The 16,080-nt window shown below is 42.6% G+C and carries 17 protein-coding genes; 8 read left to right on the forward strand and 9 right to left on the reverse strand.

Annotated elements, in window-relative coordinates:
• Nucleotides 1-70: 70 nt before the first annotated feature.
• From G7092_RS23830 to G7092_RS23850, 5 genes are all read left to right on the forward strand, one after another.
• Nucleotides 71-1,387, forward strand: coding sequence for a gluconate:H+ symporter (locus G7092_RS23830; RefSeq protein ID WP_166093363.1), 1,317 nt, complete (start codon nt 71-73; stop codon nt 1,385-1,387).
• A 14-nt stretch (nt 1,388-1,401) separates the two neighbouring features.
• The gene (locus G7092_RS23835) at nt 1,402-2,211 is read left to right on the forward strand and encodes an alpha/beta fold hydrolase (protein WP_166093365.1); all 810 of its coding nucleotides are present in this window, start codon (nt 1,402-1,404) and stop codon (nt 2,209-2,211) included.
• A gap of 103 nt (nt 2,212-2,314) precedes the next feature.
• Nucleotides 2,315-2,632 (forward strand): YMGG-like glycine zipper-containing protein, encoded by a 318-nt coding sequence (locus G7092_RS30550; protein ID WP_202985402.1) that lies wholly within the window; start codon nt 2,315-2,317, stop codon nt 2,630-2,632.
• Nucleotides 2,633-2,861: 229 nt separating this feature from the next.
• Complete coding sequence (locus G7092_RS23845) at nt 2,862-4,085, forward strand: BamA/TamA family outer membrane protein (RefSeq protein ID WP_166093367.1); 1,224 nt, start codon at nt 2,862-2,864, stop codon at nt 4,083-4,085.
• Nucleotides 4,086-4,333: 248 nt separating this feature from the next.
• Nucleotides 4,334-5,560, forward strand: coding sequence for a multidrug effflux MFS transporter (locus tag G7092_RS23850; protein WP_166093370.1), 1,227 nt, complete (start codon nt 4,334-4,336; stop codon nt 5,558-5,560).
• Between the two features lie 299 nt (nt 5,561-5,859).
• Here G7092_RS23850 and G7092_RS23855 read toward each other — a convergent pair whose 3' ends face one another.
• The 5 genes from G7092_RS23855 to G7092_RS23875 all read right to left on the reverse strand — a co-directional run bounded on the left by G7092_RS23855 (nt 5,860) and on the right by G7092_RS23875 (nt 8,230).
• A complete protein-coding gene (locus tag G7092_RS23855) occupies nt 5,860-6,543 on the reverse strand; it encodes an ATP-dependent Clp protease proteolytic subunit (protein ID WP_166093373.1) in 684 nt (227 codons plus the stop codon).
• A 117-nt stretch (nt 6,544-6,660) separates the two neighbouring features.
• Complete coding sequence (locus G7092_RS23860) at nt 6,661-6,930, reverse strand: hypothetical protein (protein WP_166093375.1); 270 nt, start codon at nt 6,928-6,930, stop codon at nt 6,661-6,663.
• Nucleotides 6,911-7,456 carry an RNA polymerase sigma factor gene (locus G7092_RS23865; protein WP_166093377.1) on the reverse strand — a complete coding sequence of 182 codons (546 nt, stop codon included), beginning with the start codon at nt 7,454-7,456 and terminating at the stop codon, nt 6,911-6,913. Before G7092_RS23865 ends, G7092_RS23860 begins: the two co-directional genes overlap by 20 nt.
• Nucleotides 7,457-7,623: 167 nt before the next feature.
• Nucleotides 7,624-8,031 (reverse strand): hypothetical protein, encoded by a 408-nt coding sequence (locus tag G7092_RS23870; protein ID WP_166093379.1) that lies wholly within the window; start codon nt 8,029-8,031, stop codon nt 7,624-7,626.
• Nucleotides 8,032-8,080: 49 nt separating this feature from the next.
• Nucleotides 8,081-8,230, reverse strand: a complete 150-nt coding sequence (locus G7092_RS23875; protein ID WP_166093382.1) for a hypothetical protein — start codon at nt 8,228-8,230, stop codon at nt 8,081-8,083.
• Between the two features lie 334 nt (nt 8,231-8,564).
• Here G7092_RS23875 and G7092_RS23880 point away from each other — a divergent pair, with 334 nt between their 5' ends.
• From G7092_RS23880 to G7092_RS23890, 3 genes are all read left to right on the forward strand, one after another.
• A complete protein-coding gene (locus tag G7092_RS23880) occupies nt 8,565-10,445 on the forward strand; it encodes an SPFH domain-containing protein (RefSeq protein ID WP_166093384.1) in 1,881 nt (626 codons plus the stop codon).
• A gap of 280 nt (nt 10,446-10,725) precedes the next feature.
• Complete coding sequence (locus G7092_RS23885) at nt 10,726-11,460, forward strand: hypothetical protein (RefSeq protein ID WP_166093387.1); 735 nt, start codon at nt 10,726-10,728, stop codon at nt 11,458-11,460.
• A gap of 81 nt (nt 11,461-11,541) precedes the next feature.
• Nucleotides 11,542-12,717 (forward strand): acyltransferase family protein, encoded by a 1,176-nt coding sequence (locus tag G7092_RS23890; RefSeq protein ID WP_166093389.1) that lies wholly within the window; start codon nt 11,542-11,544, stop codon nt 12,715-12,717.
• 43 nt (nt 12,718-12,760) lie between these two features.
• Here the strand turns inward: G7092_RS23890 and G7092_RS23895 are convergent, their stop codons facing one another.
• From G7092_RS23895 to G7092_RS23910, 4 genes are read right to left on the reverse strand one after another with little or no spacing between them, the layout of a single operon-like run.
• Entirely contained in the window at nt 12,761-13,078 is a 318-nt protein-coding gene (locus tag G7092_RS23895; protein WP_166093391.1) for a DUF3784 domain-containing protein, read from the reverse strand.
• A 16-nt stretch (nt 13,079-13,094) separates the two neighbouring features.
• On the reverse strand, nt 13,095-14,081 hold the full coding sequence (locus G7092_RS23900; protein ID WP_166093394.1) for an MlaD family protein: 987 nt from the start codon (nt 14,079-14,081) through the stop codon (nt 13,095-13,097).
• Nucleotides 14,082-14,104: 23 nt separating this feature from the next.
• A complete protein-coding gene (locus G7092_RS23905; RefSeq protein ID WP_166093396.1) occupies nt 14,105-14,878 on the reverse strand; it encodes an ABC transporter ATP-binding protein in 774 nt (257 codons plus the stop codon).
• A 1-nt stretch (nt 14,879) separates the two neighbouring features.
• Nucleotides 14,880-15,683, reverse strand: coding sequence for an MlaE family ABC transporter permease (locus G7092_RS23910; protein ID WP_166093398.1), 804 nt, complete (start codon nt 15,681-15,683; stop codon nt 14,880-14,882).
• Nucleotides 15,684-16,080 lie beyond the last annotated feature (397 nt).

A 16,080-nucleotide genomic window follows, 5' to 3' on the forward strand; every position in this document is an offset into this window, starting at 1 on the left:
TTATTACTTTAGGCAGATAACAGGCAGTCTGGCTTCACATGTTGCTTACCTGTAAATAACCGTTTAAATCATGGCATTATTAACTATACTGATCTGTATTATTCTGCTTGTTTTATTAGTAAGCTGGGCAAAGGTTAATCCGTTTATAGCATTTCTTTTGGTATCCATTGCCGCCGGTTTAATGTTGGGTATCCCCATCAATAAAGTAACAGCCTCTGTACAAAAGGGAATGGGCGATATTATGGGTCAGCTGCTTATTATCATTTGCCTGGGTGCTATGCTGGGCAAGCTGGTGGCAGTAAGTGGCGCCGCTCAAAAAATTGCCGAAGTGCTGGTTAACGCAGTTGGCCAAAAATATATACAATGGGCCCTGGTAACAGCCGGTTTTATTATCGGTATCCCATTATTTTATGGTATCGGCTTTGTGCTGATGGTTCCGCTTATATTTTCGGTAGTGTATAAATACAAATTACCGGCAGTATATATAGGCTTGCCTATGCTGGCATCATTGTCTGTAACACATGGTTTTTTACCACCGCACCCGTCGCCATCGGCATTGGTAGTATTGTTTCATGCCAACATGGCTACCACTTTTATTTATGGTTTAATGATAGCTATCCCGGCTATAATATTGGCCGGTCCTGTATTTGCAAATTTTCTAAAAAAAATACCATCAGAACCCCTGGCTACTTTCAGGGCCGAAGAATTGCCTGAAGAAAAACTACCTGGCGCTTTTAATAGTTTCTTTACTGCTTTACTACCTGTGATGCTGTTGATGCTCACCGCATTTTTTCCGTACCTGGGTATCAAAGATCCGGGTTTGTTAAAAATAGTCGCTTTTCTGGGTGATCCATCTATTGTGATGCTGATTGCTCTTATTGTGGCCACATTTACTTTGGGTGTAAAACAAGGTCGGAGTATGAGTCAGCTGGCCATTAATTATACCGATGCCATAAAAGATATCGCCTTGATCTTATTGATCATTGCCGGTTCAGGGGCTTTTAAAGAGGTATTGACCGCAAGTGGCGTGAGTGACCAGATAGCCGCCCAGTTAGAGCAACTGAACCTGCCACCGCTTGTTTTGGGCTGGGTTATCGCTGCTATTATCCGCATCAGCCTGGGTTCAGCTACGGTGGCGGGGTTAACAGCTGCAGGTATTGTAGCATCATTAGTAGTACAAAACCATGTGAATCCCAACTTAATGGTATTATCCATAGGGGCTGGTAGCCTGGCTTTTTCGCATGTGAACGACTCTGGCTTTTGGCTTTATAAAGAATATTTTAACCTGAGTATAAAAGATACCATTAAATCATGGTCGATGATGGAATCGTTAGTTTCTGTTATTGGTTTAATAGGTGTTTTGATTATCAATCAGTTTGTAAAATAGTATCCCCGGTTGTCATGAAAAAAAGTATCATCATTCTTAATATCCTGGCGCTATGGTTACTGGTTGGTTATAACAGTTATTCGCAACAAGTGGCAGGTAATTATTATACTTCTTTTGATGGTACAAAAATACATTACGAGGTAAAAGGGGATGGTTTTCCGGTGATATTAGTGCACGGCTTTTCAGGTACAGGAGAAGGCTGGAAAAAAGGTCAGCTTTATCCAGATCTGTTAAAGGCCGGTTATCAGGTTATCATTTTAGATCAGCGGGGTAATGGTCTGTCGGATAAACCACACACCGATGCGGCCTATGCAAATGATGCCGAGGCTAAGGATATCATGGAATTGGCCGGTAGTCTTAAGCTTAAAAAATATGATGTGGTAGGCTATTCGCGCGGTTCCATTATTGCTTCCCGGTTGTTAGTACTGGATAAGCGGATACAAAAACTGGTAATGGGCGGCATGGGTGATGCTTATACCAACCCAGAATGGCCCAGGCGTATCCATGCCTACAAAGCGTTGATGGGCGATACTACTTTTCATGATGTAGATGGCATGATTAACTATATCCACAGTAATCCAGCCTTTGATGTAACAGCGTTGGCGCTGCAGCAAAAATATCAACCCTCAACAAGTCCGCAGGAATTGGCCAAAGTAAAAATACCCGTCATGATCATTTGTGGTACCGACGATCATGATAACGGATCAGAGACAGCCCTCAATAAACTTATTCCCGGCTCAAAGCTCAATTATGTTCCCGGCGATCATAATAGTGCATCCAGAACTATACAGTTTTCGACAGCTGTGCTAGCTTTCCTAAAGTAAAATGTCATTTTTAGGTTATTAAAAGGGCTTTTTTATATAATCGGCTTACTATTTGCATAAGTATGTTCAGAGATAATTTTTAACACTTATCAATACATATTTTATGAAAAAGCTAACGATATATGTTTGCCTGTTTGTAGCGTTTCTGCTAACGCTAAGAGTTAACGCGCAGGCACAAACAAAGAAAAAAATGAGTCCGCAAGCTAAAGGTGCCATCATCGGTGGTGCCGGCGGTGCTGTAGCAGGCGGACTTATCGGTCATAATGTTGGGGGAGCATTAATTGGTGGCGCCATCGGAGCAGGTGGTGGTTATGTAATAGGTAATGAAAAACGCCGTGCCGACGAGAAAAAACGTCGCGCCGCATGGCGCAGAGCGCATCCTAAACATCACCATCATTACACCAAAACCACCACACACTAAATGTTAATCATAAAAAAATGCCGCGGTTTAGATATAAACCACGGCATTTTTTTATGTTATCCTGATAGGAATTGTTATTTCCGGTACATCTATTCCGTATTATAAAACAACTATCGTTATACGGATAATTTAAGATATATAATCGAATTGAAAATTTAAATCCCGTTTTGAGCGTTAATATAACAGGCATTTTACAAACAGTAGCATTCCATATTAGGTTTAATATATAATGATTAAAACGCTTTCGGCATTACTTTTTTGTTTGTTCCCTTTTGTTGTAATGGCCCAAAGCTCAGTTACCATCGCCGATACAGTTAAAACTCCTGCTGATACAGTGGCTCAAAAAGATTTAATTGATATAGCCAGATCTTTGTTTAAAATAAAACCACGCAAGATATCAGCCACTGAAAAAAAGAAAGTCTATTTTTCCATTTTACCCATTTCTTCGTCCGATGGCCGAAGCGGCGGTAAAGCGCTTTTTACATCAACTTCTTTGGCCGTATATCTCGGCGACCCGCAAACAACTAATCTGTCGAGCTTTATATTTACCCCCTACTTTAACTTTAAAGGACGGTATGGTTTGCCTATCCGGTCAAATATATGGCTCAATAATAATCAATGGAATATAGTTGGCGATACCCGGGTATTGGTATATCCACAATATACCTGGGGGCTTGGAGGCAAACAGCCGGAGGATCGCCGTTTTTTGGTGAACTATAATTATGGACGCTTTTATCAGACTGTGCTTAAAAGAATAGAGCCTTATTTTTATGCAGGATTAGGTTACGATTTAGATTATTACCAGGATATAGACAGCGATGGGGATGTTAACCTGCATAATTTTACAAACTATAAATACGGCACTGCTTCGGATCAGAATGTTTTTTCATCGGGCGTAACTTTCAATTTGTTATATGATACCCGTAAAAACTCTATCAATCCTTTACCAGGCGCTTATGCTAACATCATTTATCGGGTAAACTCCAAAATGCTGGGGAGCAATACCAACTGGAGCTCTTTATATATTGATTTGCGCAAGTATATCTCCTTAACCGATGCCGGGCCTAAAAATGTGCTGGCGTTTTGGTCTTATTTCTGGACATCACTTACACCCGGTACCCCTTATCTGAACCTGCCCAGCCTGGGCTGGGAGCCTTATCAACGATCGGGCAGGGGATTTGTGCAAAACAGATACCGCGGCCAGCGGCTGGCCTATTTTGAGACCGAATACCGGCGCGATATTACCCGTAATGGATTATTAGGTTTTGTTTTGTTTGCCAATATAAACTCCGTTACGGAGCCACATACCCATGCTTTTGTTTACTGGCACCCCGCTGGTGGTACAGGGCTTCGGTTTAAATTCAATAAAAAATCCGGAACCAATATCAGTTTGGATTATGGTGCAAGTAAAAACTACAATGCCATCTATCTTAATCTGGGCGAAACTTTTTAAGAGAAGTCCATAGACCATGGTCAATAGTCCATAGTTGATAGAGTAAGACAAGTCCATAGACTATAGTCGATAAACTAAAAAGAATAAATGACAAAATAACGATACGCGTTTTGGAATTTAAATTTTATTTTCGCCTTATGTTTTTATCCGGCCACTCGTAGTAAAAAATCCTTCTGTACCTCGCCGGTAATATCCTGTAATTATTCTGTTTACCCTGGTCAAAAAACCGACCATCTGCCAAAAATCACATGACAAAAAAACGTTACGTAACACTAATACTCATTTTGGGGTCATTAACCGCATTGGGCCCTTTCTCGATAGATATGTACCTGCCTGGCTTTACAGCCATTGCCAAATATTTGCATACCAGTACCGATAGGGTGGCTTTGTCATTGTCGAGCTATTTTATTGGTATATCTGCCGGGCAATTATTGTATGGCCCTTTGCTGGACAGGTATGGCCGTAAACGACCCTTATACTTTGGATTAGGCCTTTATATTGTAGCCTCCATTGGCTGTTTCTTTTCTACTTCGCTGGAGATGCTGATCTTGATGCGCTTTTTTCAGGCGGTGGGCAGTTGTGCAGCCAGTGTGGCGGCTATGGCCATGGTACGCGATCTGTTTCCGGTGGAAGATAACGCCAAAGTATTTTCGTTGTTGATCCTGGTGCTAGGTGCTTCGCCCATGTTGGCGCCAACTATTGGCAGTTATATTACAGCAGCCTTTGAATGGCAGGTGATATTTTTGATATTAACTGTTATTGCTGTATTGATATTGCTGGCCGTTGTATTTTTATTGCCCGAAAGCTATCAGCCCGATCCATCGTACTCTTTAAAGCCATTGCCCATTATCCGCAACTTTTGGCATGTGTTAAAAAATGCGCAGTTTTTAACTTACGCGCTTTGCGGGGCATTCGCGTTTGCGGGTCTGTTCGCCTACGTATCATCGTCGTCAATTGTATTTATTGAAGTATTCAAAGTAAGTCAGAAAGGGTTTGGATGGATATTCGCGGGACTTTCGGTAGGATTTATTGGCTCGAGCCAGGTAAACAGTATCCTGATGAAAAAATATAAAAGCGAGCAATTGGTAAATGCTTCGCTCATATGGCTGGTATGCATATCGGTGGTGTTTTTAACAGGTGCTTTCAATAACTGGTTTGATATTGGCGGCACCATTGCCATGATATTTGGTGTATTGTGCGGTGTTGGTATCAGTTATCCAAATACAGCCGCTTTATCGTTGGCACCGTTCACTAAAAACGCGGGTTCGGCCTCCGCATTAATGGGGGCCTTTCAAATGGCTGTGGGTTCGCTGGCATCGGTGGGTATCACACTCATCAAAAGTAATAGCGCCTTACCTATGGCCGGGGTTATGGCAGCATCAGCCGTTGTAGCGCTGTTAACTTTGCTAATAGGCAGACGGTTTATTAAGCATAAAGTAGCGGCATCCGCAGGTGCGGGTGTGATAGCGCACTAATGACATGTTTTGTTACTTAACGCAATGCTATATCCGCCTGTTTTTACGACTTCTTCGGATGAAGTAAATTAAACAAACAACAAGAATAAGAAACACAAGGATCTGCCACCAACTAAAAATAAGTCTGAAAGAAAATCCACCGGCTACAACGTCGTCGTTTAGTAATATGGTAATAAATCTAATGCTCATTGCTTGCGATAATAAAACCAAGATAAATAAAAAAGCCTCTTATTAAGAGGCTTTTATTGGCTATGCAGTTTATTTCAGAACCCTCTTCTTGGAGAGGGCAGGGTGAGGTTTTACCCCAACACCTCATCAATAATCCCAAACTCTTTGGATTCGCTGGCTGTCATCCAGTAATCCCGATCGGATACATCATAAACTTTTTGATAAGGCTGGCCGCTGTGCTGGGCAATGATCTCGTATAGTTCCTGTTTCATTTTACGTATTTGGACGGATGCTATCTCGATGTCTGATGCCATGCCCTGCGCCCCGCCCGATGGCTGGTGCAGCATGATGCGGGAATGCTTGAGGGCGGCACGTTTGCCCGCAGCACCCGCGCACAATAGCACAGAACCCATAGACAAGGCCATGCCGGTACAAATAGTAGCCACATCGGGCCCTATAAAGTGCATGGTATCATAAATGCCTAAACCGGCATAAACCGAACCACCCGGCGAGTTGATGTACATTTGGATATCTTTTTTTGAATCGGTTGATTGCAGAAAGAGCAGCTGCGCCTGGATGATGTTGGCCACATGGTCGTCGACGGCTTCGCCAAGAAAGATGATCCTGTCCATCATCAGGCGCGAAAATACATCCATCTGGGCTACGCGCATTTCGCGTTCTTCGGTGATGTAGGGTGTCATGGCGGTGGGAAGGGCGCTTTTTTCAACCTTCGAAATAAAACTATCTACCTGGGTACCGGCAATAGAATGGTGCATGACCGCATATTTGCGGAATTCCTGTTTATCGATATTCATAAATTTTTGTGTTTTAGTGGTTAGGAGTCAAGAGGTAAGAATCAAGAGTCAAGACAACGAAAAACAGTCTCGGATTTTAAAAACGAAATCTTGATTCTTGACTCTTACTTCTTGATTCTATCTTAAAAAAATACGTGTTATTTTTTGCCTGAAACTCAGATGTTCGGGCTGGTTAAATAATTGCTGATGAACGGCTTCTATCTCGGCCTTTACCTGTTTGCGGCCATATTGCTGCACGAGGGTATAAACTTGCCGCTGTTGCGAAACACGGGTCTGCAGATCCTGATCAAGCAATATTTTGGCTTCGAACAAGAGGGAGTTGGCCGGATTTGCCTTTTTTAACAGGTAGGCTTCGGTTTGTGCTATGTTATTCAAGGAAGTCCTCATAAGTTAATGCTTTTTTTTTAACGGATTCCCTTACTTTTTCAATGCACTTATATTTTTGCACCGTTGCCGAACGTACCCCCGAAAAGCCGAACAATTGGGCTAATTTGGTCATGGGTAACTGATCGTAATAAAAGGAGCGAAGCAGTTCCATACAGCGTTTGCCAGCGGTTTCTAAAAAATGTAATAATTTATCTTCAGCAAGGGGCACGGTGGTTTCGATAGCCATATCTGAGGCGGCATTGTCTTCCAGCTGCGTAGTTTGTTGAGTTTCTTTATACCTTTTTATCCACAGATACCGGGCAGTGCCATAAATGTAAGCTCCTTCGCTGGTGTTGATATCAGCTGTGGCCGATCTGCTTTTTTCGTAATAGCTCAGCAGGGCGTCCTGGAAAACATCTTTGGCCTCATCAAATGATCCGCCGCATTTGCTTACATAGCGGGCCACCGCCGGGAAAACTTTTTGATATAGTGCGATGAAAAGCTGCTGCCGTTCTGCAACCTGCTCTTCCAAATTAACTGCATCCATTGTTTACTGTTTATTACGATGTGTAAATTATAACAGATATATCACCTTTTTGGATAAAAGATTTTTGGATTTATTTACCTTGTCATCCTGAGTATAGCGAAGGATCTTCTTCACGGGAATAGTTGTATAATAGATGCTTCACTGCGTTCAGCATGACAAAACCGGGATTAAAACTTACTTGCCCGCAAAGCCGTAACCTTTGAACCTTCGGGGCCCGTGCTTTCAAAAATGATCTTATCATCCGTCAATTCGGATACATAAAAGACAAAATCTCGGGTCTTGCCGTCAGGCAGTACTTCTTTTACATTCATATTGCTGCCGTTAAGGGTAAAGGTACCATGCGACAGGAATTTGCCACCCCAAACAATTACATATTTCATCTCGGGTGTGAACTGTATATATGGCACAACCTCATCCAGTTCGGCCTTTTTCATGGTATCCGGCGGACTGGCATTGGGGTGTTCTATTTTAATATATTTCCATTTGCCGGTAAGCGCCTGGGTGGTAACTGCGGGTTTGCATGATGCCATAACACCTAACACCAGCGTAAATAATATAAAACCTTGAAATTTCATGATAGCATTAATTTTATCTAAGCTATGCAATTACCAGTAAAGTATAAAATCAGTGCTTACCTTTCAGGTGTTTTTTAACACGTTCCTCGGCTTTTTTTACCTCGTCTTTTTCGCTTATCGGCGCTTCTGTTTCCAGTTGCTTTCTGCCCTTACCGTCTGTAGTTTTTTTGCTGGTGTTTTTTGATGTTGAAGTATTCATGACCATAAAGATTAAATGAGATACTATTGATTTAACTACCGGTAAACTGAATTGTTTACAATTAATTCATTATGAATTGTTGAAGTAAAATATCAACTTAGGCAAAAATCCTATAATCCTTAATCAATTAAATTATGCTTCAGCGCAATCAACGAAATCGAAAAAATCAACGGTCAAAAATATTTTTTAAAAAAGTTGTAACATCCTGTAATTGCAACTGTCTTAATGACACTATATAGCCAAGGTACTCCAATCCAGTTAAGCTATAAGTTATTGTGAGGGCCCGCACCTTAAGGGTTCCGTTAAAAAAATCAAAAAACTAAATCTTAAAAAAATGAACAACAATCTAATTGTTATGCTTTGGTGGGCTGTGCCTATCGTCCTGATTTTATTGATGTACAAATTTGTTTTGCGCGTCTTTTTCGGCATGGTGATCGTGCCGGATAATCGTATTGGCCTGGTGGTTAAAAAGTTCACCTTATCGAGTAAATCGCGTTTGCCCGATGGCCGTATCATAGCCATTCATGGCGAGGCTGGTATGCAGGCTAAAGCGTTGGCACCGGGCTTGTACTGGGGCTTATGGCCATGGCAGTATGGTATTACCATGGAACCGTTTACCGTTATTGAGCAAAACAAGCTGGGGCTGGTAAAGGCTAAAGACGGTGCATCGCTGGATACTGGCCGTGTGTTGGGTAAACCTGTTGACTGCGACAAGTTCCAGGACGCTATTGCCTTTCTGGACAACAATGGTCAGAAGGGTCCGCAGGCCGCTTTCCTTACACCGGGTAGTTACCGTATCAATACTTTTTTGTTTGAGATTGAGATGGTTCCTATTACCCAGATCCATGAAAACAAAGTGGGTATTGTAACCACGTTGGATGGTGAGCCGTTGGACAAAGGCGAAATTGCCGGTGAGTCTGTATCAGGCCATAAAAACTACCAGGATCCTATTGCATTCATTAACGCTGGTGGCCGTAAAGGGTTACAGGAGGATGTGATACTGGCCGGTACCTATTATCTGAATCCTTGGTTTGTAATTGTGGAACAGGTGGATATGACCTATATACCTATTGGTTATGTGGGTGTAGTAAACTCCTTTGTTGGGCCCGAAGGTAAAGACACCAGCGGCGATGCCTTTAAACATGGTAACATTGTTCATCGCGGGCAAAAAGGTGTTTGGGAAGATCCGCTCGATCCGGGTAAACACCCTATCAACATCTACACACATGCGGTTGAAATTGTACCAACAACCAACATTGTGTTGAACTGGGCCGATAGTCGTACCGAGGCGCATGAACTGGATAAAAACCTGTGTACCATTACGGTAAGGTCATCTGATGGTTTCACATTCAATCTGGATGTGTCACAGATCATCCACGTGCCACGTAACGAAGCGCCAAAGGTAATAGCCCGTTTTGGTAAAATGAAAAATCTGGTATCGCAGGTATTGGAGCCTACCATCGCCAACTATTTCCGTAACTCGGCGCAAAAGAGTGATGTTATCGGTTTCTTAGCTAACCGTATCCAAAGACAAAGCGATGCCCGTGATCATATCGGTGCGGTATTAACCACCTATAACGTGATCGGTGTGGATACCCTGATTGGTGACATTGTACCGCCAGCCGCCCTGATGAAAACCCTGACCGACCGTAAACTGGCCGAAGAGGAAAAAGTGACCTACGAGATACAACGCCACGCGCAAATTGAGCGTAAGGAATTTGAAAGCGCCCGCGCCGGTGCTGATATGCAGCCTGAGGTGGTGAAATCAACCCGCCAGGTTGAGATCAACACCCAGATGGCCGCCTCAAAAGTTGCTGCTTCACATGGTGAGGCTGAAGCTAAAACCATTAATGCCAAGGCTGATGCTGAGGTAAGGATCACCATAGCCAAGGCCGATGCCGAAGCTAAAACAGTGAATGCCAAAGCCGATGCCAACGCTACCGAAGTGAACGGTATTGCCGAAAGTACCAAGATCAAAGCCATTGGTTTGGCCGAAGCCGAGGTTACCAAACAAAAAACCGAAGCCATGGGTACCGAACAATATGCCATTGTACGTGTAGCCGAAGCCTTAGCCGCCGCCGGTATTAAACTGGTACCAGAAATATTGGTAAGCGGTAAAGACAACGGAGGTAACGGTATAATAGATGCCCTGATAGGCACCGAAATGCTTAAAAAGCTACAGAAAGAGAATGAAGGGGGAAAAAGTGAGCAATAGTGAGTGGTGAGTGGTGAGTGGTGAGTGGTGAGTGGTGAGTGGTGAGTGGTGAGTGGTGAGTGGTGAGTGGTGAGTGGTGAGTGGTGAGTGGTGAGTGGTGAGTGGTGAGTGGTTTGAAAAATGGCAGGCAAATTAGTCAAATTCTGAAAATCCTTACATTTTGAAAATTCTGATTCTGACAACCACTCACTACTCATCCACTCACTATTCTCTATAATGTTAAAATAAGTTAAAAAGTTTATCTGTAAATTTGTGTTTTGTTATTTTGGATACTTTATATATGCCTCGTCAGCTCCTGCTTATATTGATCGCTTGTTTTGTTTCGGCACTTGCCTATGGGCAGGGCGTGCAGAAGGGTACTGTTTATGAGATCAAATCTCATACTGTAGTTGCTGGTTTGCGGGTGGAAAATTCAACCAATGGCAAAGTTACCACAACCGACAAAGGAGGTAAGTTCAACATCCCCGCCAAAGGCGGCGACATACTCCTGTTTAAAAGCTCTTTTTATCTTCCGGATACTGTTGTTGTAACCGATTTGCGCGGGATGCAGGTGCTTATAACAGCTAAGCAAAATGAATTGAAAGAGGTTAAGGTAACCAATGTGGAGATCAAAAAGCCTGCAAGCGGTTATGTGGATCCTGAGTTTCATGGGCAAACCATGATCTATCAGCGTAATGCACCCAGTGCTGCTAATCCAAAAGGTGATCCCAAAGGCGGCGTAATACTTCGCTTGCATTATTGGAACAAAGACGAAAAGGATAAAAAGAAGCAGGCCGAGCTTTTGGAGAATGGGAAAACCAGTGATGAAATAGCCAAGGTATTTACTGCCGATAATATAGCCAAGTATGTACCCCTTAAAGGTACTGATCTTGATAATTTTATCTTGCTTTACATCCCATCGGTTAAAGTTTATACCGCCAGTGAATTTAATCTGACCAACTATTTGAATGCCAGCTATAAAAGCTTCATGGCACTCCCCCCAGATAAGCGCAATGCAGGGCAATTGATCAAATAATTGCAAAGCGGTGTAACTAATTTGAAAAAAAAGCATCCTTTAGATGTATCAAATTATAAAATATCGTTTTAACCTATACCAATGCAAGTTCAAACCGTTGTATCACCCGTTACCGCTGGCAGTAATACACAAACCGGTAAAATTATATATATAGATAATTTAAAAGTAATGCTTACCATTTTGGTGGTGCTGCATCATACATTTATTACCTATGGCGCTCCAGGTGGCTGGTATTATGCCGAAAAAACAACCCATACTGCTGCATTAATACCCATGACCTTGTTTGTGGCTACTAATCAGTCGTTTTTTATGGGTTTTTTCTTTTTTATCTCCGCCTATTTCACAGAATCGTCTTTTCATAAAAAAGGGGCAGCCCGCTTTACAGCCGATAGATTAAAGCGATTAGGCATCCCCCTTATATTTTACTCTTTTATCCTGTCGCCGGTATTAAGTTACCTGGTTTACCGGTTTGCACTGGGACATGATATTCCCTATGTTGATTACCTGCACGGTTTTCACCCCTGGATAGATTTCGGGGTATTGTGGTTTGTAGCAGCTCTGCTGACCTTCAGTTTATTATATGTGGGTATCATGTTGCTATTTAAAAGTAACAAACCATCACAACCAGAACCAGGTAAATTACCACCGGTAAACAAGATTGTTTTATTTGCGCTTACTTTGGCTTTAGGCAGCTACCTGGTGAGGTCGGTATTCCCGGTTGGCTGGGTACTCAAGCCGGTCGGTTTTCAATTGGGACACTTTGTACAGTATATCGCCTTATTTGCTTTAGGTATAGTAGCCTCGCGAGGGCAATGGTTACAAGTAGTAAGTTATAAGATGGGTAAGGGCTTTGCTGCTATGGTTGCCCTTATGATTGTAGTATTGTTCCCGATAATTTATTATATAAAAATAGTAACCAATAGCCCGATTGAAACCTTTAATGGCGATGGGCACTGGCAATCGTTAATGTATGCCTGCTGGGAGCAATTCACCGGGATATTTATCATCTTAGCTTTATTGGGTATTGCGCGGCAAAAATGGAATAGTCAATCGGTATTTATGAAGAATATGTCGCGGGCCACGTTTGCGGTGTATATATTTCATCCCTTGGTGTTGATATCCTTGTCTATGTTGTTCAGGCCCTTCCATACCGACCCTGCCATTAAATTACTTTTTGTTGCACCATTGGCTGTTATTGGTTCGTTTGCCTTAGGCGACTTACTGGTGAAAATACCGGGAGTAAAAGCGATTATTTAACGCCGATCCCAATCCTATTGAAAAGGGGCGCGTAAACAAAGGATCAAACTTTAAATTTTTTGCCGCCAATATTGGCGATAATAGCCCACAATAGTATGATAACGCCAAAAGCAATCATCATTTGATCGGTATGGTTGGGCATCAAGGTAGCTATTATAGCTAATAAAAGACATATTAGCCCGGTGACCAGTAGGCTGCCGCCTATCCAATTGGCCAGACCGTCTTTGTCCTTACAGGTTCGCTCGTCATAACCGGCAATGATCTCAACCCTTTTTTTGTATTTGATAAGATAGGCCAAAAAAATGAGCAGTCCCGCCGCGCACATTTCAATTATCCCCAATACCATACATCCGCTTTGCATACCTGTAGTATAAAGTTTATTGAGCCTTTAAACTATCAGCCTTGGCTTTCGCTTTCTTTTTGAAAAAACCGCGTAGCAGAAAATTGTGCTGTACAGCTTCCAGGTCGTCATTAAGTTTAACCGAGCTTTGCTGCAGATAGTTTAGCGTGGTTTGTACTTGTGTAGCACCCTTAGGGTCGTTTAGTAGTACACCGATAGCATTATCGGTAGTATTGAGCTTATTGCTGGCCTTGGTCAGGTTTTCGGTGAGGGTTGATGCATTAGCTGCTGTTTTTTGCAGCTGGGCAACCGACTGGCTTATTTTGTTAAAAGTAGCGGTGTCGGTCAATAGTTTATCGGCAAAGCCGCCTTTGGTATTCATTTTGGCGCTGAAATTATTCAACTGCACGGCCATGTTTGCAGCACTTTGCGTGGCGGCCTGTAAGTTGCGCATGGCTCCGCGCAGTTGGATGGCCATGGTGCTATCGGCCATTAATGCGCCAACAGTTCCTTTGCCTTCCAGTATTTTATGGCTCAGGGCTTTAAAATCGGTAGTAATGGCCAGCAGGTTCTGGTTATTATCCTGTAAAGTTTTAAGCATATCGTCGGTCGATAGCATTTTTTCGGCCTGTAGCACGTCGCCATCCTGAATTTCAGGAGCTTGCGGACTACCGCCATCAATCACGATGATCTTATTACCAATTAATCCGTCGGAACTTACTTTGGCGCCAGCGTTGCGGTGTATATATTGCTGGGTGGCCTGGTCAACATTCATAAACACCTGTACTTTTGAAGGGCCGATGAACTTAACCTCGCTGATGGTACCAACCTTAACCCCCGAAAACCATACGTTATTGCCTTTTTTTAATCCGGCTACGTCGCTAAAAACGGAGCTTATTTTTATATTTTTTACGAAGCTTTTCTGCTGGCCCCCAAGCGTAAATACCCCTAGTATAAATACAATGAGGCCGAGTGCTAAAAATATGCCTACTATAATTGCTTTTTTATTTTCTGTTGCGTCCATGATAATGGTTATAATATCTGTTCTTAGTGAATAAAGTTATAGTCAAAAAATGGTTTAACCCGGCTATCGTCGGTATCAAACACCTCATCAAAAGTGCCGGTACGTTGAAATTGCCCGTCGAGCAGCATGGCAATCCGGTCGCCGGTTTGTTTGGCGCAGGTTAAATCGTGCGTAATAATGATAGATGAAGTATTGTATCGTTGCTGCACCTCGTTAATCAGGTCATTGATCTCGATACAGGTTATCGGATCAAGCCCGGCAGTAGGCTCATCATACAGCATAATCTCCGGGTTCAGGATTAATGTTCTGGCAATACCGATACGTTTACGCTGGCCGCCCGAAAGCTCTGCAGGCATCTGATTGATGGTTTGCGACAGGCCTACGGCATCCAATACGGTTTCAACCGAAGTATTGATCTCGGCCCGGGTGATGCCTTTGCGGTTACGTACCAGTGGAAATTCCAGATTTTTGCGTACTGTCATACTATCATACAAGGCGCTGTTCTGAAACGAAAAGCCGATTCTCACACGCAATTCCTGTAGCTCTTTTTCGGTTATTTGTGCCAGGTTATGTCCCAATACGGTTATTTCGCCCGCATCTGGTTTCAGCAGGCCCGAAATGATCTTGATCAGTACGGATTTACCCGTACCCGAACGACCAAGCACCACCAGGTTTTCGCCCTGGTAAAGATCAAGGTCGATACCGCGCAGTACGGCATAATCCTCAAAAGCTTTTTTAAGCCCCCTAATGCTGATAACCGGGTTGCTATGATCTGTTGGTGTGTGTGTCTTTTTCATATTAACGGAACCAGCTGGTTATCTGTACGATGATCACTTCTTCAATAAATACCAGGAACATGGCGGTCACCACCGCGCCATTAGCCGCCTTACCAACACCTTCGGTTCCTTTAGTTGAGTTGTATCCCTGGTAACAGCCTACAATACCTATGGTAAAACCAAACACGATGGATTTGATTAGCGAGGCTACAAAATCAACAAAAGTTAAGGGTTCAAATACCTGCTGTATAAAGGTGCTCCAACTGGTGCCTTCGTTTTGGCTTACGTTTAAGTATCCACCTAATATAGCTATCAAACCGGTATAGGTTGATAAGATAGGAATGGTAAGGGTGGTAGCCAGTACGCGTGTACACACCAAAAATTTAAAAGGTTTGGTGCCCGATACTTCCATGGCGTCAATTTGCTCGGTTACCCTCATGGAGCCAAGTTCGGCACCAATGCTTGAACCTACCTTGCCCGATGCGATAAGCGCTGTAACTAAAGGTGCCAGCGCGCGCATAATGGCAATGGATACCAGCGACGGCAACCATGATTGTGCCCCAAATTCTGATAGCGACGGACGTGATTGTTTGGTAAATATCACCCCAACTATAAAACCTGTTACGGATATCAATGTAAAGGAACGCACACCTACTTCAAAACACTGCCGTACAATCTCTTTCAGTTCAAATGGAGGTACAAAGGCCTCTCTGAAAAAGCGTAAAATAAACTGGTTGATCTTATACAGGTCGGTAAAAAAGTTGATGAGGCTTTGTTTAAACTTCGAATTCTTTTTAACCGTTGTTGCGCTTTCTGCTGTATCCATTAAATATGATATAGTAGTATTTGTACAAATTAATTATGGTTACTCTACAATAACTTATGGCAATTGTTTGAACCTTATATATTATATGGCAATTTCATGTTTTTGACTGACAAAGTCGAATTCATTATACAATTTACAAGCCAAACCCAAAACCACCGATCATTCTCCCGTAAGTTAAGGAGAGGTGGTTTAATAACATATTAAATTGAGCTTAAGTTTCTGACCGTTCGGGTAAAAAGTTAAAATCGCAATTGGCTGCAAACCTAATAGTTATAATTTATATTGAACAATGCACCCAGAAAAATATGGTTAATGGAGTGTAAAATTTGGCAACAAGGCGTTTAATACCCTGTGTGTTGCATAGTTACAGCTAATATTTTTTGATGCGTGCCTGCAT

Origin of the sequence: Mucilaginibacter inviolabilis (assembly GCF_011089895.1) — a bacterium.
Taxonomy (GTDB): domain Bacteria; phylum Bacteroidota; class Bacteroidia; order Sphingobacteriales; family Sphingobacteriaceae; genus Mucilaginibacter; species Mucilaginibacter inviolabilis.